A 25,155-nucleotide genomic window follows, 5' to 3' on the forward strand; every position below is an offset into this window, starting at 1 on the left:
TCGTCGGACCGCGGATCGAACCGCGGATCGGACCGCGGACAGCTACGTCGTGTCCGTCGTGGACGTCGTGGACGCCCGGGTCGGATGCCCGGTCGGACGCCCGGCAGGCGGTGCTGCCCGCCCGGTCAGAGGTGTCGCGGTGTCAGGAACTCGTCGACCCCGGCCCGCAGGGCGGGCGGCAGGGCGGGCAGCGGGGCGGTCGGACTCGCGAGCGCCAGCCGCAGGGTGTGCCGCAGATCGGGGAACGCCGCCCAGACCGCCGGGTGCCTGGTCACGACCGCCGACAGCAGGTCGCCCGGGTAGAGGTCGCCCTCCGCGGTCGGGTCGTCCCGGAGCACCGCCACGGCGAGCGGCAGGACGTACGGCAGGCCGACGTTCTGGCCGATCAGCACGCGCAGCTCCTCGACCGACAGGTCGCCGACCGGCCGTCGCCGCGCGGCGTGCACGGCCGTGACGAGGCGGGTCGCCCCGGGCAGCGGGGCGGGCCAGGCGCCTTCGAGCTCGTCGAGCGAGCGGGTGCGGTCCGGGGGGCGGGTCACCGGACGATTCTCCCGCAGCCGCCCCGGCCCGCCCGTTCGGCGTGCGGCGGAGACGGTGGCGGACACCGAGCCTGGGAGGTGCCGCCGACAAGTCCGTGCCCGGCACATCCGGAACGGCGGAGGGTGACTATCTCCCGTGTCCGCCGTCCACGGTGCATCTGACGCCGCGTTCCGCCCGAACGAGTGATCCGGGGGCGGAGTCCTGACCCGGGAGCCCCGGCCTTGGAACGATCGCTACGCCTGCCCTGCGCCCCGGCGCACCGGCGGTGATCCGGCAGCGGTGCACGGCCCCGACGGGGCGGTGTGCCAGGGAGGGGGAGACGATGGGAACACCCGTGACGGGCGACCTGGTGCGCGAGTCCGCGGCGGCGGGCCGGCTGGTGGTGTGGGAGGAGTCCGCGCGGGACGGGGCACAGGCCAAGACGCTGATGGACGCCGCGTTCCGGGTGCGACTGGCCCGCGCGCAGGGCCGGATGTTCGGCGCCGACGGGCCGCGTCACGTGGTCTTCGCCGCCGGGTTCCCGGCCGTCTGCGGCGAGGAGTTCGAGGCCGTACGCCGCGTCGCCGTCGAGGCCGAGGGAGCCGTGGGCGTCGCCGCCGTCTGCCGTGCCACCCCCGACGACGTACGCCAGGCCGTCGCCTCCGTACGCGGCAGCGCCCACGCCCGCGTCATGGTCGTCGTGCCCGCCTCCGAGGCGATGGCGTACGTCATGGTCGGCAGCGGCGCGCGCGAGGCCCTGGCGCGCGGCGTCGACCTGGTCAAGCGGGCCCGCGACCTCGACGACGCGGTGGCCGTCGACGTCTGCCTCGCCGACGCCTCCCGGGCCGACCACGCCCTGATGGCCGACCACGCCGGCGCCGCCACCGCCGCGGGCGCCGGCACGCTGATCCTCGCGGACACCGTCGGCCGTCAACTTCCCGGGGAGGCAGCCGAGATGTTCAGCCGGGTCGCCGCGCTGGCCGGCGACGGCGTGGTGCTCGGCGCCCACCTCCACAACGACCTCGGACTCGGCCTGGCCAACAACCTGGAGGCCCTCAAGGCCGGGACCAGGGTGGTCTCCACCTCCTGGCTCGGCATCGCCGAACGCGCCGGACTGGCCGCCACCGAGCAACTGCTCTTCCTGCTCGCCCACGACCCCGGCCGCACCGGCGAACTCACCGGCAGCCGCACCGGCGACGACCTCTGGTGGACGCCCCCGGACCTCACCCGGCTGCCCGGGATCGCCCGCGAGGTGTCCGACCGCACCGGCGTGCCCCTCGCCGTGACGACGCCGATCGTCGGCACCGGCGTCGCCACCATCTCCACCGGCACCCCCTTCGTCCGCCCCGACCTCTTCCAGCCCTACGACCCCGAGGCCCTGCTCGGCCTCGCACCCGGCGTGGTCCTCACCCACCTCGCCAGTGCCCGTGTCGTGACCGCCGTCGCCGGCCGCCTCGGCCACCGCCTGGACCGCCGACAGGCCCGGGCCGCCATGGGATGGGTGAAGACGCAGGCGTACCGCACCGGCCGGGCCGTCGTCGACGACCAGGCATTCGGCGCCTACCTCGACGGCCTCACCTCGGCGGCCGCCCACGCCGACCTGACCGCCGCGACGGCCCCGACGGCGCTGACCGCCTCGACCGCCCCGACGGCGCTGACCGCCTCGGCCGCGGACGGTGCCCGGTGAACGCCGACCGCAGGCCGACCGGCACCGTCGGACTCGCCGGGGCCCGGCAGGCCCTCGCCGCCGGCACCGCCGTCGTGCTGCCGAACCCGGCGCCGCTCACCTGCGTCGTCGCCGGAACCGACCCTGCCGCCGTCAACGGCGCCAAACACCGCCCCGCCGACCAGCCCGTCGCCCTCTGGGCCCACCACCCCGACACGTTCGCCGACGTCGCCGACGCCCTGGACCTCGACCGGACCGCCCTCGCACGCGCCCGGCACCTGCTCACCGAGGAACTCCTCACCCTGCTGGTGCCGCTGCGCCCGGCCGCCCGCCGGCCGGCGTGGCTGGCCCCGGCGAGCAAGGACGGCTGGACGCTGCTCTTCGGCGCCCGGTGGCAGCCGCTGCGCCCACTCCTCGACGCGTTCCCGGTGCTGTACGTCAGCAGTGCCAACCGCACCGGCCACCCGCCGGCCGCCGACACCGCCGAGGCGGTCGCCGTCTTCGGCGCGGACACAGCCGTGCTGGCCGTCGCCGAACCGCCGGAGTCCGCAGTGCCGGAGTCCAGTACGCGGGAGGCCGCCGCGGCCGGTGGCCCGGCCGTGGAGCCGTCCGCCCGGCGCCGGGCGACCACCACCCTGCGCCTGCACTCCGACGGCCGGCTCACCCTGCACCGCCACGGCGCGCAGGACCACCCCTACCCGGACGCAGCCGCCTACCTCGCCCACCTTCGCGGCATCTCCGGCTGACGCTCCGGCCCGGCGGCGCCCCCCGGGCTTCCCGCCGACCCGTCAGCCGACGAGTCGGCGGCGCCAGTCCAGCGGGGTGACGGTGACGGCCCGGTCGGGGTCGCCGTCCCACACCACCGGCAGTCCGGCGTCGGAGAGCGCGGCCACCACCTCACGGCCGACGGCCGCAGTGGTGGCCGAGGTGCCGTCGAACCCGCCGTACAGCAGCATCAGGCCCTGCCCGGACGCCGCGGAGTCCGTGCACTGGGAATGGAAGTAGACGAAGCCGCGAGCGTCCGCGGCACCTTCCGAACGGATCTCCGCCTGCCCGCAGGTGCGGCAGCAGGTGAAGTTCTCGCGTGCGGTGATGCCGGACGCCTCCAGGGCGGCGAAGGCGCGGGTGAGGCGCTCCGGGTCCGTCTCGCCCTCCCACCCGTGCTCCTCCCCGACGCGGTCCAGCCACAGCCGGTCGGCCAGCAGCCGCGCCTGCTCGGGGGAGACCGGCCGGTGGCCGTCGGAGACGAGGTACTCCTCCGCGAGTTCGGCCAGCTCCGCACGGGTGGCGTAGCCGGCGACGAGCACCTCGCGGACCCGGGCCTCCAGCGCCGCGCGATCGTCGTCCGCGAGGTCGAGCGCCGGGACGGGGGCGGGGAGCGGGCCCAGGTCGAGGGCCGTCCACACCGGGCCGTCCTGCCAGCGGTCCTCCTGGCGCGCCCAGCCCGCCATCGCCGCGACCACGGGGCCGGGGCCGTCGAGGCGCGTCTCGAAGTGCCGGTCGGGCGCGCCGTCGCGGTACTCCAGGGTGTAGTCGCCCCCGGCCTCGTGCCAGACCTGGACGAAGACGTCCGGCAGGTCGGGGATCCGTTGGACGACGAGGAACCGGTCACCCTCGTCCCCGATCCGCCGGACGAGTCCGTCGAGCTCCTCGGCACTCACCCCGACCCGTCGCGGGCCGCGCTCCGCCACCACCGTGATCTTCAGCATGGCGCCACTGTGGCACGGGCCGCCGACAGCCCGTACGGGGGCCGGGCGCGTGGTGCCGCGAGCCGCCGAACCGCCGTGACGCGTGCGGTGGTCACCCGTACGTCGGCCGCTGCGGCCAGCCGGGCGGGGAGTCCTCCCAGTCCTGCTGGCGGCCGTACGGGGTCAGGTCGAGGACGTTGTGCGTGAACAGGAGCCGGTCGACGCCGCGGGAGCCGGTGGTGTAGGTCAGGTACACCTCTTCGCCGTCGCGCAGGAACACGCTGAGCTGGAACCCGCCGCCCACGCCGCAGTCGTCCGAGAAGGACGTGCCGAGCGACGAGACGAACGGGAGCGTCCAGCCCCTGCGGGCGACATGGGCCTCGATCACGTCGAGCGGCATGTCCGAGACGGTCACCCAGGTCACGCCGGTACCGGCGAGCAGGCCGGGAGCGAGCGCGGGCACGTTGTCGGTGAAGTGCGTGCAGCCCGGGCAGATGTGGTCGGCGCCGCCCTTCATGAACTGGTAGACCACGAGCTGGTTCCGGCCCTCGAAGAGGTCCGGCAGGCTCTTCGTGCCGTCGGGTGTGGCGAAGGCGTACGCGGTGTCGAACCGGACCATCGGCAGGCGGCGACGCCGGGCCGCCAACGCGTCCTGCGCGCGGGTGAGTTCCTTCTCGGCCGTGAGCAACTCGTCCCGGGCGAGCCGCCACTCGTCGGCGGAGACGATCGTGGGTTTCTCCATACCCGGCATCCTCCTCCCGGGGTCGGACAATCCGGCCCGCACAGCCGTGGCCCGGCCGGGGAGTTGGCGGTTTGCTGCCCAGGCGGATCTCCGCCAGCCGACGTCATGGCCGGTCAGCCGCCGTGTCTGCCAGGCTCACCGGCCAGATACCCGACTCTCGGAGGTGCCCATGACATCGTCGACGCGCATCCGCGCCGCGATGGCACTGGCAGCCGTCGGCCTGCTCGGCGCCACCGCGCTGACGCCGGCCCAGGCGAGTGCAGCCCCCATCACCGGCTCGGCGGCGGACCGGACCGCCGCCACGGCCGGCCGGCACGCCGTCACCCTGATCACCGGCGACACCGTGGACGTGGTGACCGACGCCGCCGGACGCACCCGCGTCTCCCTGCGGCCGGACGAACACGGCGCCGTCCCCGTCTACTTCACCCGGCAGGTCAACGGTGACCAGTACGTCTTCCCGCAGCGCGCCAACGCGGCGATAGCGGCCGGAGCCGTCGACACCGGCCTGTTCAACATCAGCGCCCTCATACGCCAGGGCTACGACGACACGGCCGCCGCCGCCCTTCCCGTCATCGCCGTCTACCGCGACCAGCAGGCAGCCGACACCAGCCCGCCCGCCCGCAGCCGGGCCGCCGGCACCCGCAGCCTGAAGGCCGCCCACGCCGTCGCCTTCCGCACCGACAAGAAGGCCGCGGCCCGCACCTGGGACACCCTGGTCGACGGCACCGGCCACGGACGCTCCGGCCTCACCGGCCTGTGGCTCGACCAGAAGGTCCGCGCCGCGCTGCAGAGCGAGACCCGTCAGATCGGCGCCCCCGCCGCCTGGGCGCTCGGCCTCGGCGGCCAGGGCGTCAGGGTCGCCGTCCTCGACACCGGGGTCGACGCCGACCACCCGGACCTCGCCGGACGCGTCGTCGACTCCCGCAACTTCACCGCCGAGACACCCGACGCCGACGTGCACGACTCCGTCGGCCACGGCACCTTCGTCGCCTCCGAGATCGCCGGCAGCGGCGCCGCCTCCGGCGGTGCGCAGCGCGGCGTCGCCTCCTCGGCGCAGCTCCTCGTCGGCAAGGTGCTGGACGACTCCGGCTCCGGCAGCACCTCGCAGATCATCGCGGGCATGCAGTGGGCGCTCGACTCCGGCGCCGACGTCGTCTCGATGTCGCTCGGCAGCGCCGAGCCCACCGACTGCACCGACCCGATGTCGGTCGCCGCGCAGTCGATGGCGCGGGAGGGCAAGGCGCTCTTCGTCGTCGCCGCGGGCAACCTCGGCCGCTACCAGTCGGTCTCCTCGCCGGGCTGCGCCCCGGACGTGCTGACCGTCGGCGCCGTCGACTCCGCCGACCGCACGGCCTCCTTCTCCAGCCGCGGTTCGGTCACCGTCGCGCACACGCTGAAGCCGGAGATCGCGGCGCCGGGCGTCGAGGTCACCGGTGCCGCCGCGGGAGGCCGCGGGGTCTACGCGTACACCTCGATGTCGGGCACCTCGATGGCCACCCCGCTGGTCGCGGGCGCCGCGGCGCTGCTCAAGCAGCAGCACCCGGACTGGACGGGCGCCCGACTCAAGGCGGCGCTGGTCTCCTCCGCGCTGCCGTCCGTGCCCGGCGACGTCCAGCAGACCGGCGGCGGACGGCTGCGCGCCGACGCGGCGGTCACCCAACGCGTCCTCGGTACGCCTGCCGCGCAGTTCGGCACGTTCGCGTGGCCGCAGCGCCGGGCCGACGCCCGGACCGTGCAACTGCCCTACACCAACACCGGATCGCGGCCCGTCACCCTGACCCTGGCCGTGCAGCGCACGGACGGCGACGACGACTCGGCGGTCCGTTCGACGATCGCCGGGCTCGGCGCGGACCGCGTCACCGTGGCGGCCGGAGCCACCGTGCAGGTGCCGCTGACCTTCGACCCGACCGCGCGGCTCACCGGCGCGCAGTACGGCGACGTCACCGGCCGGGTGGTCGCGACCGCCGGTGACGGATCCACCGTCAGCACCCCGTTCAACGCGTACGTCGAGCCCGAGTCGCTCGCGGTGCGGGTCCGGCTGATCGACCGTGACGGCCGGCCGGCGACGGCCGGCAGCGGCAGCTCCGTCGACATGATCGACATCAGCCAGTCGACCGGCACACGTGACGTCCCGGACGCCAACGGCGAGATCGTCTACCGCCTGCGGCCCGGCGTGTTCTCGCTGACCGGTCTGGTCGTCACGCCCGACGCCCGCGACACGACCGGGGAGGCGGCCCCGCTCTCCGTCACCGCCCTCGCCAGGCCGCAGTTCACGCTCACCGAGGACACCGTGATCACGCTCGACGCCCGCCGCGCCGCCAGGGTCGAGGTGCAGGGCGACCGGCCGCTCGCCCGGCAGGCGGGCGTGCTCGAACTCGGCCGCTGGTGGGGCGAGAAGTGGGTCGACTCGATCGGCGCCAGGGTCGGCAGCCAGCCCGTCGACCTCTACCTCGGGGGTGACGGCAAGGCCACCACCGGCGGCTTCGAGGCCGACACCTACCTGCGGCTCGGTGCGCCCGAAGCCGTCCTCACCGGCGCCGGCGTCACCCTGCGCCCGCACTACTCCGCCTACGCCGACGAGGCGCACCTCCCCGCGAACGGGTCGGCCCGGCTCGTCGCCGCGCGCGGCTCCACGCCCGAGGACCTCGCCGCGGCCGGGGTGAAGGGCCGACTGGTGCTCGTACCCGACGACGGCACCAGCGCGAACACCGTCTCCACCCGGGCGCAGGAGGCCGGCGCCGTCGGCGTGCTGACCTACCGGCCGACACCGGGCAGCTTCGGCAAGAACGACATCTCGCAGGCCGCCCCCGTCCTGCAGATCACCCGCGACGAGGCTGCCGCGCTCACCGCGAAGCTCGCGGCCGGGCCCGTCACCCTCGGCTGGACGTCCACCCCGGACAGCCCGTACGTCTACAACCTCGCCTACCACGACACCGGCAGGGTGGCCGGCCGCCAGTCGCGCACCGTGCGCGACGCCGACCTCGCGCGGACCACCGAGCAGTGGCACTCCATGGGCACCGCGACCCGCATGTCCGAGTACGTCGACGCCGGCCGTCCGTGGAACGCCGCCGCGGCCGTGCCCGTGGCGCAGGGCCTGGTCGCCACCCCCGGCACCCGCACCTCCTACTACACCGCCGACGGCACCGCCTGGACGCACTCCGCCCAGAGCAGCTGGCCGTTCGCCGAGTTCCAGCTCGACCGCACCCGCACCTACAGCCCGGGGCAGCGGCGGACGGAGGAGTGGTACCGCGGCGTGGTGCGGCCCACCGCCGGCCTCACCGCCGACGGCTCCGCGCCGCTCGTCGCCGAGCGCCAGGCCGACCTGATCGGCGTGGACTTCTCGCAGTCCCTGTGGAGCGACGCCGACCCGGACCACACCGGCACCCAGTCCTACTTCGGCGACGGCGCGACCGTCGAACTCGCCGCCGACGGCACCTCGCTCGGCGCCTCCTGGTACGGCCCGTTCAACGTCTGGGAGCTGCCGGCCGGCGACCACGCGTACGTGCTGACGCTCGACCAGGAACGCTTCCACCACCTCGACCTGTGGCAGCGCTCGACGGCCGTCACCACGGCGTTCGCCTTCCGCTCGCACGGCGACCCGGCCGCGTACTCGCAGGCGCTGCCGCTGCTGTTCCCCGCGTACGCCCTCGACGTCGACGGTGCCAACACCGTCGCCGCCGGGCATCCGAGGATCACCCTGACCGCCACCGGCCAGGCCGGCTACACCCCGGCCGCCCTGACCGCCGCCACGCTCTCGTACTCCTACGACGGCGGCACCACCTGGACGAAGGCCCCCACCGCCCGCACCGCCGCCGGCTGGACGGCCACCCCCGACCACACCGGCGCGGCCGGCCGGAAGGTCAGCCTGCGGGTCACCCTCACCGCCGCCGACGGCGCCTCCGTCACCCAGACCGTGACCGACGCCTACGCGGTGCGCTGACCCGGCCTCCGGCCCCTCGCGACCGTCGACCCCCGCCCGCCCCGGCCCGCCCCCGCAGGCCGGGGCGGGCGGCGGTGCGGCGGGCATGGGACCCGGCGCCGACCTGCAACGGGAGGGAGGTAGGTTGATCCCCCCGGCGGGACGGAGTGGAGACGGCGATGGACACGGTGCGCCTGAAAGACGTGGCGGAGCACGCGGGTGTCTCGATCAAGACGGTCTCCAACGTCGTCCGCGGCGAGGTGGCCGTCGCCCCGTCGACCCGCGAGCGGGTCATGCGCTCCGTCTCGGAGCTCGGCTACCGCCCGAACGCCTCCGCCCGGCACCTGCGCACCGGCCGCAGCGGCATCGTCGCCCTCGCCCTGCCCGAGCTGAGCGCCCCCTACTTCGCCGAGCTGTCCGCGGCCGTGATCGCCGCGGCCAAGGCGCGCGGCTGCACCGTGCTGATCGACGAGACCGGCGGCGACCCGGCCGAGGAGCTGCGCATCGCCTCCGGGCTGGGCGAGCCGCTCATCGACGGCGTGCTGCTGAGCCCGCTCAACCTCGACCAGGCCGCGCTCCTCGGCCGCAGCCGCCGCGTGCCGCTCGTCCTGCTCGGCGAGCGCGAGTACGACCTCGCCGCCGACCACGTGCTCATCGACAACGTGGCGGCCGCCCGCGAGGTGACGGCCCACCTCCTGGCGCTCGGCCGACGGCGTGTGGCCGCGGTCGGCAACCAGCGGGGCATCGCCGCGGCCACCGCCCACCAGCGGATGCGCGGCTACCAGGAGGCGCTGTACGCGGCCGGGGTGCCCTTCGACCCGGCGCTCGCCCCGTACGTCACCGCCTACCACCGGGCGGACGGCGCCCACGCCATGCGGGCGCTGCTCGATCTGCCGGAGCCCCCGGACGCGGTGTTCTGCTTCAACGACCTGCTGGCCGCCGGGGCGCTCCGCACGGCCGCCGACCGGGGTGTGGCGGTGCCGGGACGGATCGCCGTCGCGGGCTTCGACGACGTCGAGGAGGCGCAGTACTCGGTGCCCTCGCTGACCAGCATCGCGCCGGACAAGCACGAGCTGGCGGGCCTCGCGGTCGACGCGCTGCTCCGCCGGATCGGCGGCGACACGTCACCCGCCCAGGTGCGGCACGCCGGCCACCGGCTCGTCGTCCGGGAGAGCACGACGCCGTAGGCCGTCCGCGGCCCCCGGCCCCGGTCCCCCGGGGCCCTGCACCGCGGAACCTGCCGAACCCGCCGAACCCGTGCGGTCGGAACACTAGGATGCCGGGCATGACCGGACTCCTGGCGCCGTCCGCATCGCAGCACGGCCGCACCCGTCGCCCCTGCGCCGGTGCCACCTGTCCGTGTCGCCCGTACTGCCGTTGACCCTGCCGGTGCGCCCGTCCGCCCGGCCGCGGGCGGTCACGGCCGCATCCGCTCTGCCCGGTCCCGGCGTGCGCACCCTCCTGCCGAACGGATGGTGCACCATGAACGAGCTCACCTACGACCGCCTGCGCCGCCGCCAGTGGCTCGCGGGCGAGGCCCGCGCCGACGGCGTGGACCGCCGCACACTGCTGCGCATGCTGGCCGCCGCCGGCGTGGTGGCCGCACCCGCCCTGCTGCCGCCGACCCGCGCCGTCGCGGCCACCGCCGCAGCCGCAGGGGGGACCGCCCCGGCGGCCCCCGGGCCGGTGCCAGGGATCGTGAAGCCGCTGCCGGCCGAGTGGTTCGTGCCGCGCGGAACGAACGCCGAGATGCGGTGGGACGCCGTGCCCGGCACCGGACTCCACACGCCGAACGAGCGGTTCTTCGTCCGCAACCACACCGCCACCCCGCTGATAGAACAGGCGAGTTGGCGGCTCCGGGTGCACGGCAGCGGGCTCCGCGGCGGCGGCGCGGAGTTCTCGCTCGCCGACCTGCACCGGCTGCCCTCGCACCGGCTGAGCGCCCTGGTCGAGTGCGCGGGCAACGGCCGCAGCTTCTACGCCTCCCAGCAGGGCCAGGCCGTGCCGGGCACGCCGTGGACCCTCGGCGGCGTCGGATCGGCCGAGTGGCGCGGGGTACGGCTCGGCGACCTGCTGCGCCGGGCCGGCCTCACCCACGGGGCCGTCGACGTGATGCCGTCCGGGCTCGACGCGGAGTACCGCGGGGCCGACGGCGTGAGTCTCGGGCGGGTGCGCAGGCCGCTGCCGATCGGCAAGGCCGTGGACGACGTGCTGGTGGCGTACGCGATGAACGGTGCGCCGCTGCCCGCCGACCACGGTGCGCCGGCCCGGCTGGTGGTGCCCGGCTGGGTGGGTATCGCGTCGATCAAGTGGCTGGGCGAGATCGAGGTGTCGGACCAGCCGCTGTACTCGCCGTGGAACACCGACTTCTACCGGCTGTTCGGCCCGGACCACCCGGAGGGCGGCAGTGCGCCGCTCACCACGCAGGTGGTGAAGAGCGCGTTCGAGCTGGGCCGTGGTGCCGTCCTCGCACCGGACCGTGTCCACCGTCTGGAGGGCAGGTCGTGGTCGGGCACGGCGCCCGTCCGGGAGGTGGAGGTGAGCACGGACGGCGGCCAGGTCTGGCGGCGCGCCCGGCTGCGCGACGTGCCGCGACGTCACGGCTGGACCCGGTGGAGCCTCGACTGGCGGCCGGCCGCGCCGGGCCCGTACGAGCTGCTGGCGCGGGCCACCGACCGGGCGGGCCACACGCAGCCGGACACGGCGGTGTTCAACCGGGAGGGGTACCTCTTCGGAGCCGTCGTCAGGCACCCGGTGACGGTCGGCTGAGACCGCGTCCGCCTGCCGCCCCGGGCCGGGCCGTGCGCCCGGCCCGGGGCGGGCCGGGGCGGGCCGGGGCGGGGCCGGGCGGCGCGCGGGTGGTCGGCGGACGGCGCAAGTCGGGTGCGTTCCATGTCAGTTACCGACAGATGAAGTCTTGTCATGTCACTTTCGGAATCGCCCCGCAGGCCGTCACACTGCTGGGCATGGCCAACACTCTACGCGCGTGGAAGACCCGCGCCGCCACCGTCGCCGCCGTCGCCCTGCTGACCCTGGCCCCCGCCGTGGTCAACGGCACCGAGGCCCACGCCACCGTCAGTGGCACCGTGTGTCTCTCCGTCCTGCCGGACCAGGCGGACACCACCCTCGCCCTGATCGCCAAGGGCGGCCCCTACCCCTACTCGCAGGACGGCGCCGTCTTCCAGAACCGGGAGGGCGTGCTGCCCGCCCAGTCCACCGGCTACTACCACGAGTACACCGTCGTCACCCCGGGCTCCTCGACCAGGGGTGCCCGCCGCATCGTCACCGGCAAGGTCTACCACGAGGACTACTACACCTCGGACCACTACGTGACCTTCCGGCTCATCAACTTCTCCTGCTGACACGCCGGTCCGTACAACGGCCCGCCTCCGCGGAGCGTCACCCCCGACGCGCCGCCGGGAGCGGGCCTCCGCCGTGCCGGTGGCGCTACGCGAACCGGGCGGCGAGCTCGTCGAGGTCGGCGACGAACCAGACGTGCCGTCCGCGGTTCGACTCGCGGACGAGGTCCGGCAGGGCCGAACTCGCCGCGAGCTCACGGGAGATGTCGCCCACGACCACCAGGTGCAGCCGGTAGGTGGCGAACTTCTGCACGACCTGCCCGGCGAGGCCGCTGCTGAGGTCGAAGAAGCGCCCGTCGAGCCTGCCCGTCGGCACCGCCACGACCTCGGCCCGCCCGAAGGCGACGCCCACCAGGTGGTCGAGGGCGTCCTGTTCGGTGGCGATCGGCGCGCCGTCGGCGTCGCAGACCAGCACCGGCACGCCGTGGAGTTCGTCCACCCGGTCAGCCATGTGCCGGCTCCCGTCCGGCGGGGCCGGTCATGCCGTTGTCCGCTCCGAGGACGCCGTCGAGCAGGAGGAGGAGGTCGGCGGTGGCGGAGGCGGGCCCGAGGACCACGATCTTCATGCGTGCACGCTCCCTGTCGTGGATCGTCTGGATGCGCAACGGGTCGGGTGTGGCCTGCCGGGACTGCGCCCCCGCCGTGAGCAGGGTGCTCAGCCGGGCCGCCGCCCCGGCGTCGATGCCGTCGATCTGCACGATGCTCGACACCTCCACGTGCCCCCGGGCGGAGGCCGGGGCCGGCGGCGCCGCGGGCGGTGCGGCGGGACGGCCCGTCAGGGCCTCGAAGTCCGCCCGGGTGATCCGGTACTGCTTGCCGATCCGGGCGGCCTTCAGCCGCCCGTCGCGGACGTAGCTCCGGACGGTCCGTACGTGCAGTCCGAGCAGCTCGGCGACCTCGCCGACCGAGTACAGCTCGCGATCAGTGGTATCCATCGATCCGTATCGTACGTCATCCTTCCCCATGATGGGGACTGATGGGGAGAAAAGAGGAAGGATGAGTCACTCGGAGCCCGGCGGTGACCGGCGCAGGCGCGGTGCCGCGGGGGATGCCTCCGGTGACGGCCAGCGCGGCCAGGGCGGCCAGGGCGGCCGCAGCCCGGGGGAGTTGTGCCCCGAGGCGGCGTCGACCGGCGGTGAGGTGGTGCTCGGGGGAGGACCGTCCACGGCGCGCCCGGGCTGTCCGTCAACGGCACTCCACCGCCGCACCCGCGGGGCGGCAGCCGCGCGCCGACCTGCTGGAAGGGCGAACCCGAAAGGCCCGGAACGGAGTTGACCCCGGCGCCGCCCGGCCCGGCCGCGCGCCGCCGTGTCCCGGGTACCGGCGGCCCGCGGACGGATGCGGCGGCGCTGGTAGGTTGGCAGGTGCCGTGGCGCCGCGCATGGGCGCCGCATCTCATCGGAGGAGTACCCGTCGTGTCGTCGTCGTCACAGGCAGTCGGACAGCACCCCGTGGATCTCGCGGACGCACGCGCCGAGTACGAGAAGCTCCTCGCCCTCGGCCTGCGCCTCGACCTCACGCGCGGAAAGCCCTCGTCCGAGCAGCTCGACCTCTCCGACGACCTCCTCACCATCCTGCAGCCCGGCGACGTCCGCGCGGCGGACGGCACCGACGTCCGCAACTACGGCGGCCTGCAGGGCCTGCCCGAGGTGCGGAGCGCCTTCGCCGAACTGCTCCAGGTGCCCGCCGACCAGCTGTTCGCCTGCGGCAACGCGAGCCTCAACGTCATGTACGACGTGATCGCGCACGCCATGCTGACCGCCCTCCCGGGCGCCGAGCGGCCCTGGGCCCAGGAGGAGGAGGTCCGCTTCCTGTGTCCCGTGCCCGGCTACGACCGGCACTTCACCCTGTGCGACCGGTTCGGCATCACCATGATCCCCGTGCCGCTCACCGGCGAGGGCCCCGACATGGACGTCGTCGAGGAGCTCGTCGCCGCCGACCCGCGGATCAAGGGCATCTGGTGCGTGCCCAAGTACAGCAACCCCACCGGTGAGACGTACAGCGACGAGACGGTCCGCCGCCTCGCCGCGATGACCACCGCGGCCCCCGACTTCCGCGTGCTGTGGGACAACGCGTACGCGGTGCACCACCTCGCCGACGAGAAGTCCGAGATCCTGCCCGTCCTCGCGGCCTGCGCCGACGCCGGCCACCCGGACCGCGTGTTCGTGTTCGGCTCCACCTCCAAGATCACCCTGGCCGGCGCGGGCGTCGCGTTCCTCGGCTCCTCGGCCGCCAACATGGCCTGGTACGCCAAGCTCGCCGCCGCCCAGACCATCGGCCCGGACAAGGTCAACCAGCTCCGTCACGCCCGGTTCCTCCCCGACACCGACGCGGTGCTCGCCCACATGGAGCGTCACCGCACCCTGCTCGCCCCGCGCTTCGCCGCCGTCTACGAGGCCCTGGAGAGCGAACTCGGCCCGCTGGGCATCGCGACCTGGACGGCCCCCCGGGGCGGCTACTTCGTCAGCCTGGACGTCCCCGAGGGCTGCGCCTCCGAGGTCGTGCGACTCGCCAAGGAGGCCGGCATCGCGCTCACCCCGGCCGGCGCCGCCTTCCCCGGCGGGCACGACCCGCGGGACAGCCACATCCGTCTCGCCCCGTCCTTCCCGACGGTCGACGAGGTGCGGACGGCGATGCGGGGCGTCGCGACCTGCGTGAAGCTGGCGGCCGCCGAGCAGGCGGCGAAGGCGGGCACGGCCTCCGCGTGACGGTCCGGCACCCGGCTGCGGCCGGGTGCCGAGCGTGCGCCCACGGCGGCGGAGCAGCACCACGCTCCGCCGCCGTTCGCATTCCCCGCCCGCGGCATCCGCCGACCCGTGCCCCGGGCCGTGCGGGCACCACGGCCACCGGGACCGGACGCCCGCCGCAAGATCACGACCCGCTACGCTGACCGCCGGGCATCCCGCCCCGGCCGAAGGCCGTCCACCCGCGGAGCGACGGACCCGCACCCGGTGGACGGCGGCCGACCCGTGAGCGACCACGTACCCCCGGCGCCCCGCCGGCGACGACGGTCGTACGCCACCCGACCGAGGCCCGCAGATGACCACCACCACGCCGGCACCGAGCGACGCCGCGCACCGCACCGCCCACCGCACCGCCCACCGCACCGCCCACCGGATCGCCCGGCGGCTCTCCGACTGGGTCGACCCGAAGAACACCATCGTCGGCGTCAGCCTGGTGATCGGTTGCGGACTCCACGGCTGGAAGGGCCTCGGCTGGGCGGTCGTCGCGATCGTGTTCGCCGCCGTGCTGCCGATGACGTACATCGTCCGCGTCGCGGGCGAGGCCGGCTGGGCCGGACGCCACCTGACCGAGCGCCGCCAGCGGATCACCGTGCTGCCCGTCATCAGCACGTCGGTCGCCGTCGGGCTCGCCCTGCTGGCCGCCACCGGCGCCCCGCGGCCGCTGCTCGCGATGACCGCCGCGATGTGGGCCACCATCACCGCGATCTGGCCCGTCACCGTCCTCGCCGCGTACAAGATCAGCGTGCACGCGGCCGTCGCCGCCGGCAGCGTCGCCATGCTCGCGCAGGCCTACGACCTGCGCTGGTGCGCCGGCTTCGCGCTCGTCGCGGCGGTCGGCTGGGCCCGCGTCACCGTCCGCGAACACACGCTCTCGCAGGTCGTCACGGGCACCGCCCTCGGCACGCTCGTGGCGGGCGCCGTGTTCGGGGCGGTCCTGGGGCGTGTCTGACAGTTCGCGGCGGTTCGCCGAGGCACGTACGGCCCGCACGGGGACGCCCCGGCCGGCATGGCACGGGCCCGTCCGGTAGGCCGCGCCGTTTCCCGACCGCGGGCGCGATGAGTTCCGGCCCGCCCGCCGGTATGTATCGACGAGTCCGCCGGAACACCCCGGGCGGACCGTTCACAAGGGAGAACCCGATGTCGGACAGGCGTGCGGAAGACGAGGCCGCGATCAAGGCCGTGCTGGTCGAGTCCTACAAGGCGTGGGACGCCGGCGACGCCGACGCCATGGTCGCCGACTACACCGCGGACGCGACCGCCATCATGACCGGCTCGCTCCGCGACGGCCGTGACGCGATCCGCCGGAGCATGGCCCTGAACTTCGAAGGGCCGCTGAAGGGCAGCTCGACCCGCAACAGGCAGCTCGGCATCCGCTTCATCGGCGAGGACGGCGCGATCGTCGTCAGCGAATCCGGCATCCTGTTCGCCGGCGAGACCGAGGTGCCGGAGCCGCGCAAGGTGAACGCCACCTGGGTCTTCGAGAGGCGGGACGGCCGCTGGCTGATCGCCGCCTACCACAACAGCCCGGTGCTGACGCCCCGGAGCTGAGCCGCGGCCGTACGGGCCGGGGCGGACGGGTGCTGCGGTGCCCCGTTCGGCCGTATCACGGGCGGACACGGCCCGTCGACTGGTGCAGCGGGGGCGTCGCGGGTCAGGGTGGTCGAATGGACGAACGCTTCGACGACGTACTGCCCGATGACGCCCCCGCAGGGCTGGCCGCCCTGCCGGACCTCTCCGCGACGGCGCTCGACTGCTGGCGGCGCGGCGACCGGGACGGCGCGTTCGACGCCGTCGCCCGGGTGATCGCCGCCGCCGAGAAGGCCCTGGACGAGCTCCGCAGGCCGCCCGCGGCCGAGGAGCTGCGCCCGGTGCCCGCGCGAAGCCCGGAAGACACCGAGAGCTCCGCCTGGCTGGGCTGACCCGGGGCCGCCCCGGTCCCGGCCCGGTCACCCCACCCGCACTGCCGTGCCCACCGCCGGCTCCGCAGGTCCGCGCGCCGCTCCCGGCGGGTCCGGCGGCCGGACGGATCGTCAGCGCGGCCCGGCACCCGGTACGGTCGGCCCGAACGGTGGCGCCGGCACGGTGGGGGAGTGGTGGGGCAATGGAGTCGTTGAGAGCGGGCGACCCGCGGCAGGTGGGGGAGTACCTGCTGCTCCGGAGGCTGGGCGCGGGCGGCATGGGAGAGGTCTACCTCGGCCGCAACCCGGGCGGCCGGACGGTCGCCGTGAAGATGGTGCGCGGCGAGTACGCGGCCGACCGCGAGTTCAGGCTCCGCTTCCGGCAGGAGGTGTCGGCGGCCCGGCGGGTCGGCGGCCGGTGGACGGCACCCGTGCTGGCCGCCGACACCGAGGGCGACCACCCGTGGGTCGCGACCGGGTACGTCGCCGGGCCGCCGCTCTCCTCCGCCGTCCGGGAGTTCGGGCCGTTGCCCGCCCCGGTCGTCCGGGCGCTCGGCGCGGGACTGGCCGAGACGCTGGAGCACGTGCACGGCATGGGCCTGGTGCACCGCGACATCAAGCCGTCGAACGTGCTGCTCGCCCTCGACGGCCCCCGGCTGATCGACTTCGGCATAGCCCGGGCCCTCGACGCGGCGACGGCGCTCACGCAGTCCGGCTTCGTCGTGGGCTCGCCCGGCTTCATGTCGCCCGAGCAGGCGCAGGGCCGCCCGGCCGGACCGCCCGGCGACGTCTTCGCCCTCGGCGCCGTCCTCGCGTACGCCGCCACCGGGATCGCACCGTTCGGCGAGGGGGTCAGCGCGGCCGTCCTGCTCTACCGCGTGCTGCACGAACCGCCGGAGCTCGGCGAGCTCGACGGCGAGCTGCGCGCACTGATCCTCGACTGCCTCGCGAAGGCGCCGGGTGACCGGCCGACCCCGGCCGCCCTGCGGGAGCGCCTCCGCGCGGGCGAGGGCGGCACCGTGCGGCTCGGCCGGAGCGGCTGGCTGCCGGCGGCGGTCTCCGAGTCCGTCGCCCGGCTCGCCGTCGACCTCCTGAGCCTCGACCTGGAGGGTGCGGAACCGGACGGTGCGGAACCGGGCGGCCCGCACGGCCCGGGCGGTGCCGACGGCGATCAGGGGCCGGCCGGGGACGGCGGCGGCGCGATGCCGTCCGCACGGGACGACGGCGCGGACGGCCGCACCCCCACGGCGCCCGGGACGGTACGGGCCGTGGGCGATCCGGCACCGGCGGCCGCAGTGGCCGACACGGCTCACCCGGGCGGCACCGGCGGCACCGGTGCCGCCGCCGCGGCGACCGCGGACGTGGTCGCCGCACCGGGCCCCGCCGCCCGCCGCCGGCTGGTGCCGGTCGCGGCCGGGATGGCGGCCGTCCTCGCGACGGCCGGGCTGACCCTGTGGCTGTCCGGCTCCCCGGCCGGCGGCGGGACACCGGGCGCGGCGCCTGAGGCGTCCCGGTCCGCGTCCCCGTCCGCCTCGCCGTCACCGTCCCCGTCACCGTCCCCGTCACCCTCCCCCACGGCTCAGCCGATCGCCGAAGGTGCCGTCCCCGCGGTGTTCCTGGGCACCTGGGAGGGGACGGTGGTGCCCAGCCGCGGCAAGGGCTCCGGCAACACCCTCACCTACCGCGTCCAGCTGTTCCAGGGCCGGATCGGCGAGACGGTCAGCCGCGCCACGACGGCCTTTCCCAGCATGAGCATCACCTGCGGCGGCGGCACCGGGATCCTGATCTCCGCGACGCCCGACACCCTGGTGGTCTCGGAGTCGTGGCCCGCGAGCAGCAACGGGTGCAACGGCCTGGTGGGGGTCGAGGTGGCCCTGAAGCTGAACCCCGACGGCAGCGTCACCTGCTCCCAGGACGGCTTCAAGCCCGGCAGGCTCACCCGGGCGCACTGACACAGCCGCCGACGCGGCCCGGGGCGGCCCGACGCGGCCCGGAGCGGTCGTCCGGACATACGAGGGCGGGCCCGGTCGTGGTGACCGGGCCCGCTCCCGTCGTCCGTCGTCCGGCCCGCCGCCCGGCGCGTCGTCCGATCCGCCGTCTGTCAGCCGGCGAAGCAGAGGGCGCTCGCGCCCATGGGGTAGCAGGCGATGCTGCGGGTGGTCGTGCCGGTGAGGCCGGTCCGGTCGGTGACGGTCAGCTGGGCGGTGTACGTGCCCTGCCCGGCCGGGTAGCGGTGGGAGACGGTGGCCCCGGTCGCACCGGTGGAGTCGCCGAACTTCCAGCTGTAGGAGGCGATGTCACCGTCGGGGTCGGTGCTGCCGGTGGCGTCGAAGGTGCAGTCCTGGTACCAGCAGGACGCCACCAGGGAGGCCTTCGGGGCGTTGCCGGTGGGCGGGGGCGTGCTGCCGGCCGTGACCTGCTTGGACGTACTGCCGGTGAGGCCGCTGTTGTCGGTGACGGTCAGCTTGACGGTGAACGTGCCCGCCGCGGCGTAGGTGTGCGAGGGCTTGACCGCGGTGCCGGTGGTGCCGTCGCCGAAGTCCCAGGCGTAGGAGGCGATCGAGCCGTCCGCGTCGGTGGAGGCGGAGGCGTCGAAGGCGCAGCCGAGCCCGGAGTTCGCGCACGTGGCGGTGAAGTCGGCCACCGGGTTGCCGGGCTGCGGCGTGGTGCCGCCCAGGCCGTTGACGATCAGCAGCTTGTTCGGCGAGCCGCTGCCCGCACCGGTGACCACGCCGGAGGCCGCCGCGGCGACCAGGGCGTCACGGACCTGCTTGGGGGTGGCGCCGGGGTGCGCCGAGAGGTACAGCGCGGCGGCGCCCGCGGCGTGCGGCGTCGCCATCGAGGTGCCGCTCATGGTGGCGGATCCGCCGCCGTTCTTGGTCGACACGATGCTGCCGCCGGGGGCGAAGAGGTCGAGGCAGCTGCCGTAGTTGGAGAAGCTGGAGCGCGCGTCGTTGCTGTCGGTCGAGCCGAGGGTGATGGCGGCGGCGACCCGGGCGGGGCTGGTGGAGCAGGCGTCCTTGCTGTCGTTGCCGGCCGCGATCGCCACGGTCACACCGGCGTTGATGGCGCCGGTCACCGCGTCGTCCATCACGGTGTCGGCGCTGCCGGCGAGGCTGAGGTTGGCGACGGCGGGGCCGGAGTGGTTGCGTGCGACCCAGTCCATGCCGGCGGCGATCTGCGAACTCGTACCGGTGCCGGAACAGTTGAGGACCCGGACGCTGACGATCTTCGCCTTCTTGGCGACGCCGTACTCCTTGCTGCCCGTGGTGCCGGCGGTGTGGGTGCCGTGGCCCTGGCAGTCGCTCGCGTCGGAGTCGTTGTCGATGAAGTCGTAGCCCGAGGTCGCCCGGCCCTCGAAGCTGGGGTGTTGGAGGTAGACGCCGGTGTCGACGACGTAGATCGTCACGCCGGAGCCGTCGTTGGGGTAGGTGTACGTGCTGTCCTTCGCACCGTCGATGCGGTCCAGCCCCCAGGACGGCGGATTGGCCTGACTGCCCGTCAGGTGCACGGTCTTGTCGGCCTGCACGTACCGGATGCCGGGCGCCGCGGCGATGCGGCGGGCCTGCGCCTCCGTGGCGGAGAGGACGAATCCGCGGAGCGCGCTGGAGTAGACCTGGCCGACGGCGCCGCCGTGCGCGGCGACCAGCTCGGCGGCGCGACTGCGGACGTCGGAGGCGGCGGCCGCCGGGGAGGGCGTTCCGTCCATCGCGACGACGTAGCGGCCGGGCACCGCATCGGCGTCCTGCACGCCCCGGATCTCGCCGAGGGCCGGTGTCGGGGCGGGGGCGGCCGTCGCGGCGGCCGCACCGGTGAGGGTGAGCAGGGCCGCCAGCGCGGCGGTGCCTATCGCGCGCAGTGGTGTGGGGGTCGGTGCGGGGGGCGTTCGCATGCTCGTGCTCCTGGGGCGTGGGGGTGCGCGGGCCCGTCGAGGGACCGTGCTGTTCTGTTCGGGACGTCACCGGTGCTGCGCGGCGGCGGAATCGGGGGCCGCCGCGGTGACGCCGATCAGCCTCGGTGCCCGTGCAGTGCCGGAACAATCCGTAGGGGCATGGGTAGGCGTACGCATTCGTGCGTACGGCCCGGCGGCCGGGTGGATACGTACCGCCGGGCCTGGTGGGGGCCGGCGTCCGCCGCGTAGCGTGGGCCCGCGGCGGGAGGCCGGGCGCGGCGTCGGGTGGGACGCGGCGTCGGGTCGGGCGCGGCGTGGGGTCGGGCGCGGCCGGAGATCAGGCGTGCCCCGCGGGCACCTCGTCCGGCAGTGGCACCACGGCAAGCGCTGCGGCGACCCCGCCGCGGCCGGCCACGTCCAACTTCCGCAGCACCTTGGCGACATGCTGTTCGACGGTGCGGGGCGAGAGGAACAGGGTCTCGGCGATCTCGCGGTTCGTCGCGCCGGTGGCGACCAGCCGGGCGACCTCCTGTTCGCGCGGCGAGAGCAGGCCGCTGTACCCGCGCCGTCCGCGGCGCGAGGGGGTGGGCACGCCGACGGCGCGCAGCGTACGGCGGCACCGGGCCGCGTCGTGCACCGCCCCGAGCGCGTCGAACTCCTCGATGAGGGACCGCAGTCGGTCGAGGTCATCGGCGGCGGGCACGCCCGCGCCGGGGCCACCGGGTTCGGGGGCGGCCGCCCTGCGGCTCCGGACGGCCGCCTCGGCGCAGCGTGCGGCCGGATACGGCTTGGGCAGCCGGGCGTAGCGTGCCTCGGCGAGGGTGAACCATTCGGCCGCGTCGGTGTCCCGGCCCGCGGCGCGGGCGAGCAGCCCGTTGCAGACGGGCACGGCGGCCAGGCCCAGGGGGAGGGCGCGGCCGTCGACTCCGGCGGCGAACTCGTCGGCGAGCGCGGTCGCGTCGGCGGTGCGACCGGCCCTGATGAGCGCGGTCAGCGCGGCGGGGACGAGGTCGGCGGCCCAGGCCCAGAGCGCCTTGCGGCGGATCCGGGCGACGGTGCGTTCGGCCTCGGCGCAGGCTGCCGGGACGTCGCCGCGGGCGAGCAGGATACGGACCATCGCGCCGGACGCCGCGGCCAGCAGGGGGGTCGGCGCGTTGTCGGGGTCGGCCAGGGCGGCGGCCTCCAAGTGGTCGGCGGCTTCCTGCCACTCGCCCCGGGCGGCGCCGAGGAGGCCCAGCACGAGCCCGGCGTCGGAGCGGATGTCGGAGGGGCCCTCGGCGATGTCGACGGTGTGCCAGGCGCGTTCGGCGAGTCCGGGCCACCGGCCGTGGCTCCACTCCAGCCGCAGTGCGGTGCCCTCGATGATGCCGGCGAGGAACGGCGCCCGGTTGGCGGCGGCGAGGCGGCGGCCCTCGTCGGCGTAGCGTGCGGCGTCCTCCTGGAGGCCGAGCCAGGCGGCCTGGTCGGCGAGGTTGGCGCACATGCGGGCGAGTTCGAGGCGTTCGGCGGGCTCTGCGGGCCGGGTGAGGAGTGCCTCCGCCTCGGCCCGTACCGCCGGGTCGCCGGCGCTGAGCCGCAGTGCCAGGTGGTTGCCCCGCACGGCGAGCCGCAGGGCGCCGCTGCCGTGGGCCCGCGCGAGCCGTTCGGCGCGGCGGATCCACTCCTGGTGCACGGGCTGCGGGTCGGTGCCCCAGGTGGGCATGGCCAGGCTCGCGAGGGCGCGGGCGGCGAGGTCGGGTCGTTCGTGCAGTTCCTCGACGGCGACGGCCGTGTCGGCCCGGCCCTGTTCGTGGTTGCCCGCCTGGTTGTTGAGGAGGAGGCCGAGGTTGAGCCGGATCTCGCCGCGGACGGCGTCGGGGAGGTCGCCCGCGTCGACGATGCGGCGCAGGAGACGGCTCGACCGGCGGTGGGTGAGCCCGATCATGGCGAGGCGGCTGAGCCGGACGGCGAGCCGTCCGCGGTCGGCGTCGGGCAGGGACGCGTCGTCGAGGAGCCGTTCGAGGAGTTCGACGGCGAGCGCGGTGTCGCCGAGCGCGCGGGCGGCCTCGGCCGCCGCCTCGCCGTACTCGCGCCAGGCCGGCAGGTCGCCCGCCTGCTGTGCGTGGTAGGAGAGTTGGACGAGGGGCGGCTTCTCCTGCGCGGCGAGGGCGTCGATCGCCCGGCGGTGCAGGCGGCGCCGGTCGAGCCGCAGCAACTGGTCGTGGACGGCCTGTTGGGCGAGGCCGTGCCGGAAGCCGTAGCGGTCGTCGCCGTGGTCGTAGAGGACTCCGGCGTGCAGGGCCTCGCTCAGTGCGTCCAGCCCGGCCTCGCCCGGGTGGCCGGAGACGAGGGCGAGGAGGTCGTCGTCGGCGGCGACCCGCAGCACGGCGGCGGCGTGCACGACGTCGACCGCGGACGGCGAGAGGGAGGCCATGCGGTCGGCCATGGCCTCCTGCAGCAGTGTGGGCACGGCCATCGTGTCGAGGCCGACGGGTCCGGGCCCGTCGCCGTCCCGCGGGAGCGCGCGGACGGTCTCCTCCAGGACGAACGGGATGCCCGCCGTGCGGTCCAGCAGCCGGGCGGCGAGCGCGGGGCCGACGGGCCGGCCGGTGAGCGCCGCGGTGAGCGAGCGGACGCCCTCGGCGTCGAGCGGCCGTAGCGGCATCACCACCGAGGCGACACCGGGCGGATGGCGGTAGGCGCGGCCCAACGGCATCCCGGCGCGGGGGAGTTCCTCGCGGCGGTGGCTGAGTACGGTGACCAGCCCGGGCGGTGGCGCGTCGACGAGGAAGCGTACGAGGTCGCGGGTGCCGTCGTCGGCCCAGTGCAGGTCCTCCACGACGAGGGTGACCCGCCCGAGCGCGCCGAGGAGTTCGCGGACCGCGCGGAACACCCGGTGCGTGTGCGCGGCCTGGTCGGCGAGCGGCTCCGGTGCGGGAGGCAGCCGGTGGGCGAGCTCGGGGAGGTACGGCCGCAGCGCACCGCAGACGGGGTTGAGGCCGAGCGGCAGCGCACCCTCCAGCGTGCGCAGCACGTCGAAGAACGGCCCGTACGGGAAGGGTTCGCGCAGCGGCGGGCAGGCCCCGGCGAGCACCACCCCGAGGCCGCCCGGGGGACTCCCCCGGCGCGGGCGCCGCGCTGCGGGACGGCGCCGTCCCGCGGGCGCCGCAGGGCCTCGCGGATGAGCCGGGTCTTGCCGATGCCGGCTTCGCCCTCGATCAGGACCACGGCCGGGGCGGACCTCAGCGCCTCGGTCAGGCGGTGGAGTTCCTCGGCGCGTCCGACCAGGACGGGCGAGCCGTCGCGACCGCCCGGTGCACCGTCGGCCATGGGCGCCTCCACAGGGCCACGGGAAACGGATGATGCGAGAACCTACTGGCTCCGCCCGAAGGCGGCAAGGGCCGCCCCGGGCGGCCAGCCCCGGCAGGTCCGCCGCAGGCGCCCGGGGGAGGTCCGCGACAGGCGCCCGGGGAGGTCCGCCGTAGAGGCCGTTCCCGGCGTGGGCCGCCGGTCCGTGCCGACGGCGCGTCAACTCCTGCGCCGTGCGGGTGAGGCCCCGGGGTTGCGAACGTTCGTCCGGTGCCGGCGTGTGTGTTCCTTGGGTCAGCGGTCGCCACCCGGGCGCCGCGGACCCCGACAGGAGTCGTCTTGCGCAGGACACTGCTCACCACCACGCTCGTACTCGCCGCCACCGCCGTGGCCGCCCTGCCCGCCCACGGTGCGGCCGCGCCGGGCGCCGCCGTCCCCGGATCCACCGCGCACCGCCCGGCCAGGCCGGCCGACGGCAAGGTCCGGGACGACCTGCGCTCCGTCGGCCTGACGGACGACCAGCGGCTCGTGGCCTTCCCGGTCGTCCACCCCGACCAGGCCCGGACGATCGGCGCCGTCGACGGACTGCAGGGCGACACCCGCCTGATCGGCATCGACTACCGCGTCCAGAACGGCATGCTCTACGGCGTCGGCGACCAGGGCGGCATCTACACGATCGACGACACCAGCGGCTGCTCCACCAAGGTCTCGCAGCTCTCCGTGGCCCTGCAGGGCACGTACTTCGGCGTCGACTTCAACCCCGCCGCGAACCGGCTGCGGATCGTCTCGGACACCGGGCAGAACCTCCGCCACAACATCGACGACCCGAACGGCGCGCCCGCCGCGGGCACCACCGCCGTCGACGGCGTGCTCGGCAACCCGGCCGTCCCGCCCGCGACCACCCCCACCACGGCGACCGGCGTCACCGGCGCGGCCTACACCAACAACGACCTCGACCCGGCCACCGCCACCACCCTCTTCGCCCTCGACACCGCCAACGACCGCATCTCCCTGCAGTCGCCCGCCAACGCCGGCACCCTCGCCCCCACCGGCCGCCTGGGCGTGGACGCCGGACCGGACGCGGGCTTCGACGTCTACTACTCGGCGAGCCACGGCAGCAACCACGGCTACGCCGCGCTGGGCGTCGACGGACAGCGGTCCTTCTACCGGGTCGACGTCCTGACCGGCCGTGCCGTGGCGCTCGGCACCTTCGGCGCCGACGACCGGGTGGTCGACATCGCCGTACCGATCGGCCAGGACTGAACGCCCCGCCCGCCCGCCCGTTCCCGTTCCCGCCCGCGCCGCTGACGGCGCGAGCGAGCCGCTCCACCCGCTCCGCCCGTACGACCTGAAGCCCTGTCCCCGACAGAGCTGAAGGCGGAACCGCCCGCCACGACCCGCGTGCCGACGGTTCCGCCCCGCAGTCCGGCGCCTGCCTGA

Annotated in this window: 19 protein-coding genes and 1 pseudogene; 12 read left to right on the forward strand and 8 right to left on the reverse strand. The window is 75.5% G+C overall.

Annotated elements, in window-relative coordinates:
• Window positions 1-125 precede the first annotated feature (125 nt).
• A complete protein-coding gene (locus tag OG335_RS39410; protein WP_405009043.1) occupies window positions 126-539 on the reverse strand; it encodes a contact-dependent growth inhibition system immunity protein in 414 nt (137 codons plus the stop codon).
• A gap of 323 nt (window positions 540-862) precedes the next feature.
• Here OG335_RS39410 and OG335_RS39415 point away from each other — a divergent pair, with 323 nt between their 5' ends.
• Together OG335_RS39415 and OG335_RS39420 are read left to right on the forward strand one after the other, a co-directional pair.
• Complete coding sequence (locus OG335_RS39415; RefSeq protein ID WP_405009042.1) at window positions 863-2,206, forward strand: 2-isopropylmalate synthase; 1,344 nt, start codon at window positions 863-865, stop codon at window positions 2,204-2,206.
• A complete protein-coding gene (locus OG335_RS39420; protein ID WP_405009041.1) occupies window positions 2,203-2,931 on the forward strand; it encodes a Sua5/YciO/YrdC/YwlC family protein in 729 nt (242 codons plus the stop codon). Before OG335_RS39415 ends, OG335_RS39420 begins: the two co-directional genes overlap by 4 nt.
• Before the next feature lie 42 nt (window positions 2,932-2,973).
• Here the strand turns inward: OG335_RS39420 and OG335_RS39425 are convergent, their stop codons facing one another.
• Both OG335_RS39425 and OG335_RS39430 read right to left on the reverse strand, forming a co-directional pair.
• Window positions 2,974-3,894, reverse strand: a complete 921-nt coding sequence (locus OG335_RS39425; RefSeq protein WP_405009040.1) for a DUF6891 domain-containing protein — start codon at window positions 3,892-3,894, stop codon at window positions 2,974-2,976.
• A 91-nt stretch (window positions 3,895-3,985) separates the two neighbouring features.
• Window positions 3,986-4,615: a DUF899 domain-containing protein gene (locus OG335_RS39430; RefSeq protein WP_405009039.1), complete on the reverse strand. Its 630-nt coding sequence runs from the start codon at window positions 4,613-4,615 to the stop codon at window positions 3,986-3,988.
• A 169-nt stretch (window positions 4,616-4,784) separates the two neighbouring features.
• On the opposite strand from OG335_RS39430, the gene OG335_RS39435 reads away from it, so the two are divergent.
• The 4 genes from OG335_RS39435 to OG335_RS39450 all read left to right on the forward strand — a co-directional run bounded on the left by OG335_RS39435 (window position 4,785) and on the right by OG335_RS39450 (window position 11,896).
• Window positions 4,785-8,555: a S8 family serine peptidase gene (locus OG335_RS39435; RefSeq protein WP_405009038.1), complete on the forward strand. Its 3,771-nt coding sequence runs from the start codon at window positions 4,785-4,787 to the stop codon at window positions 8,553-8,555.
• 158 nt (window positions 8,556-8,713) lie between these two features.
• On the forward strand, window positions 8,714-9,721 hold the full coding sequence (locus OG335_RS39440; RefSeq protein WP_405009037.1) for a LacI family DNA-binding transcriptional regulator: 1,008 nt from the start codon (window positions 8,714-8,716) through the stop codon (window positions 9,719-9,721).
• A gap of 295 nt (window positions 9,722-10,016) precedes the next feature.
• Window positions 10,017-11,303 (forward strand): sulfite oxidase, encoded by a 1,287-nt coding sequence (locus OG335_RS39445; protein ID WP_405009036.1) that lies wholly within the window; start codon window positions 10,017-10,019, stop codon window positions 11,301-11,303.
• Window positions 11,304-11,500: 197 nt separating this feature from the next.
• Entirely contained in the window at window positions 11,501-11,896 is a 396-nt protein-coding gene (locus OG335_RS39450) for a ribonuclease (protein WP_405009035.1), read from the forward strand.
• Window positions 11,897-11,981: 85 nt separating this feature from the next.
• On the opposite strand, the gene OG335_RS39455 is transcribed toward OG335_RS39450, so the two are convergent.
• Together OG335_RS39455 and OG335_RS39460 are read right to left on the reverse strand one after the other, a co-directional pair.
• Complete coding sequence (locus tag OG335_RS39455) at window positions 11,982-12,344, reverse strand: DUF4180 domain-containing protein (RefSeq protein WP_405009034.1); 363 nt, start codon at window positions 12,342-12,344, stop codon at window positions 11,982-11,984.
• Entirely contained in the window at window positions 12,337-12,828 is a 492-nt protein-coding gene (locus tag OG335_RS39460; protein ID WP_405009033.1) for a helix-turn-helix domain-containing protein, read from the reverse strand. Before OG335_RS39460 ends, OG335_RS39455 begins: the two co-directional genes overlap by 8 nt.
• Window positions 12,829-13,344: 516 nt before the next feature.
• Between OG335_RS39460 and OG335_RS39465 the strand changes: the two genes are divergently transcribed.
• From OG335_RS39465 to OG335_RS39485, 5 genes are all read left to right on the forward strand, one after another.
• The gene (locus tag OG335_RS39465; RefSeq protein ID WP_405009032.1) at window positions 13,345-14,601 is read left to right on the forward strand and encodes an aminotransferase class I/II-fold pyridoxal phosphate-dependent enzyme; all 1,257 of its coding nucleotides are present in this window, start codon (window positions 13,345-13,347) and stop codon (window positions 14,599-14,601) included.
• Between the two features lie 331 nt (window positions 14,602-14,932).
• Window positions 14,933-15,586, forward strand: coding sequence for a hypothetical protein (locus OG335_RS39470; protein ID WP_405009031.1), 654 nt, complete (start codon window positions 14,933-14,935; stop codon window positions 15,584-15,586).
• A gap of 188 nt (window positions 15,587-15,774) precedes the next feature.
• Window positions 15,775-16,185, forward strand: a complete 411-nt coding sequence (locus OG335_RS39475) for an SgcJ/EcaC family oxidoreductase (RefSeq protein ID WP_405009030.1) — start codon at window positions 15,775-15,777, stop codon at window positions 16,183-16,185.
• A gap of 116 nt (window positions 16,186-16,301) precedes the next feature.
• The gene (locus OG335_RS39480) at window positions 16,302-16,556 is read left to right on the forward strand and encodes a hypothetical protein (protein WP_405009029.1); all 255 of its coding nucleotides are present in this window, start codon (window positions 16,302-16,304) and stop codon (window positions 16,554-16,556) included.
• Window positions 16,557-16,738: 182 nt separating this feature from the next.
• Complete coding sequence (locus tag OG335_RS39485; RefSeq protein WP_405009028.1) at window positions 16,739-18,487, forward strand: serine/threonine-protein kinase; 1,749 nt, start codon at window positions 16,739-16,741, stop codon at window positions 18,485-18,487.
• 149 nt (window positions 18,488-18,636) lie between these two features.
• Here OG335_RS39485 and OG335_RS39490 read toward each other — a convergent pair whose 3' ends face one another.
• From OG335_RS39490 to OG335_RS39500, 3 genes and pseudogenes are all read right to left on the reverse strand, one after another.
• On the reverse strand, window positions 18,637-20,427 hold the full coding sequence (locus OG335_RS39490) for a S8 family serine peptidase (RefSeq protein WP_405009027.1): 1,791 nt from the start codon (window positions 20,425-20,427) through the stop codon (window positions 18,637-18,639).
• 337 nt (window positions 20,428-20,764) lie between these two features.
• Window positions 20,765-23,503, reverse strand: coding sequence for a LuxR C-terminal-related transcriptional regulator (locus tag OG335_RS39495; RefSeq protein ID WP_405015269.1), 2,739 nt, complete (start codon window positions 23,501-23,503; stop codon window positions 20,765-20,767).
• Window positions 23,504-23,616: 113 nt separating this feature from the next.
• Window positions 23,617-23,736: pseudogene (locus OG335_RS39500) on the reverse strand (hypothetical protein); the annotation flags it as partial.
• Window positions 23,737-24,054: 318 nt separating this feature from the next.
• Here OG335_RS39500 and OG335_RS39505 point away from each other — a divergent pair.
• Window positions 24,055-24,978, forward strand: a complete 924-nt coding sequence (locus tag OG335_RS39505; RefSeq protein ID WP_405009025.1) for a DUF4394 domain-containing protein — start codon at window positions 24,055-24,057, stop codon at window positions 24,976-24,978.
• Window positions 24,979-25,155: the final 177 nt, after the last annotated feature.

The organism is Kitasatospora sp. NBC_01539, assembly GCF_045040525.1.
GTDB lineage: Bacteria > Actinomycetota > Actinomycetes > Streptomycetales > Streptomycetaceae > Kitasatospora.

Coding starts and splice junctions, on each gene's coding strand:
- OG335_RS39415 (WP_405009042.1), top strand. CDS start 863: ATGGGAACACCCGTGACGGGCGACCTGGTGCGCGAGTCCGCGGCGGCG.
- OG335_RS39425 (WP_405009040.1), bottom strand. CDS start 3,894: ATGCTGAAGATCACGGTGGTGGCGGAGCGCGGCCCGCGACGGGTCGGG.
- OG335_RS39430 (WP_405009039.1), bottom strand. CDS start 4,615: ATGGAGAAACCCACGATCGTCTCCGCCGACGAGTGGCGGCTCGCCCGG.
- OG335_RS39435 (WP_405009038.1), top strand. CDS start 4,785: ATGACATCGTCGACGCGCATCCGCGCCGCGATGGCACTGGCAGCCGTC.
- OG335_RS39440 (WP_405009037.1), top strand. CDS start 8,714: ATGGACACGGTGCGCCTGAAAGACGTGGCGGAGCACGCGGGTGTCTCG.
- OG335_RS39445 (WP_405009036.1), top strand. CDS start 10,017: ATGAACGAGCTCACCTACGACCGCCTGCGCCGCCGCCAGTGGCTCGCG.
- OG335_RS39450 (WP_405009035.1), top strand. CDS start 11,501: ATGGCCAACACTCTACGCGCGTGGAAGACCCGCGCCGCCACCGTCGCC.
- OG335_RS39455 (WP_405009034.1), bottom strand. CDS start 12,344: ATGGCTGACCGGGTGGACGAACTCCACGGCGTGCCGGTGCTGGTCTGC.
- OG335_RS39460 (WP_405009033.1), bottom strand. CDS start 12,828: ATGGATACCACTGATCGCGAGCTGTACTCGGTCGGCGAGGTCGCCGAG.
- OG335_RS39470 (WP_405009031.1), top strand. CDS start 14,933: ATGACCACCACCACGCCGGCACCGAGCGACGCCGCGCACCGCACCGCC.
- OG335_RS39475 (WP_405009030.1), top strand. CDS start 15,775: ATGTCGGACAGGCGTGCGGAAGACGAGGCCGCGATCAAGGCCGTGCTG.
- OG335_RS39480 (WP_405009029.1), top strand. CDS start 16,302: ATGGACGAACGCTTCGACGACGTACTGCCCGATGACGCCCCCGCAGGG.
- OG335_RS39485 (WP_405009028.1), top strand. CDS start 16,739: ATGGAGTCGTTGAGAGCGGGCGACCCGCGGCAGGTGGGGGAGTACCTG.
- OG335_RS39490 (WP_405009027.1), bottom strand. CDS start 20,427: ATGCGAACGCCCCCCGCACCGACCCCCACACCACTGCGCGCGATAGGC.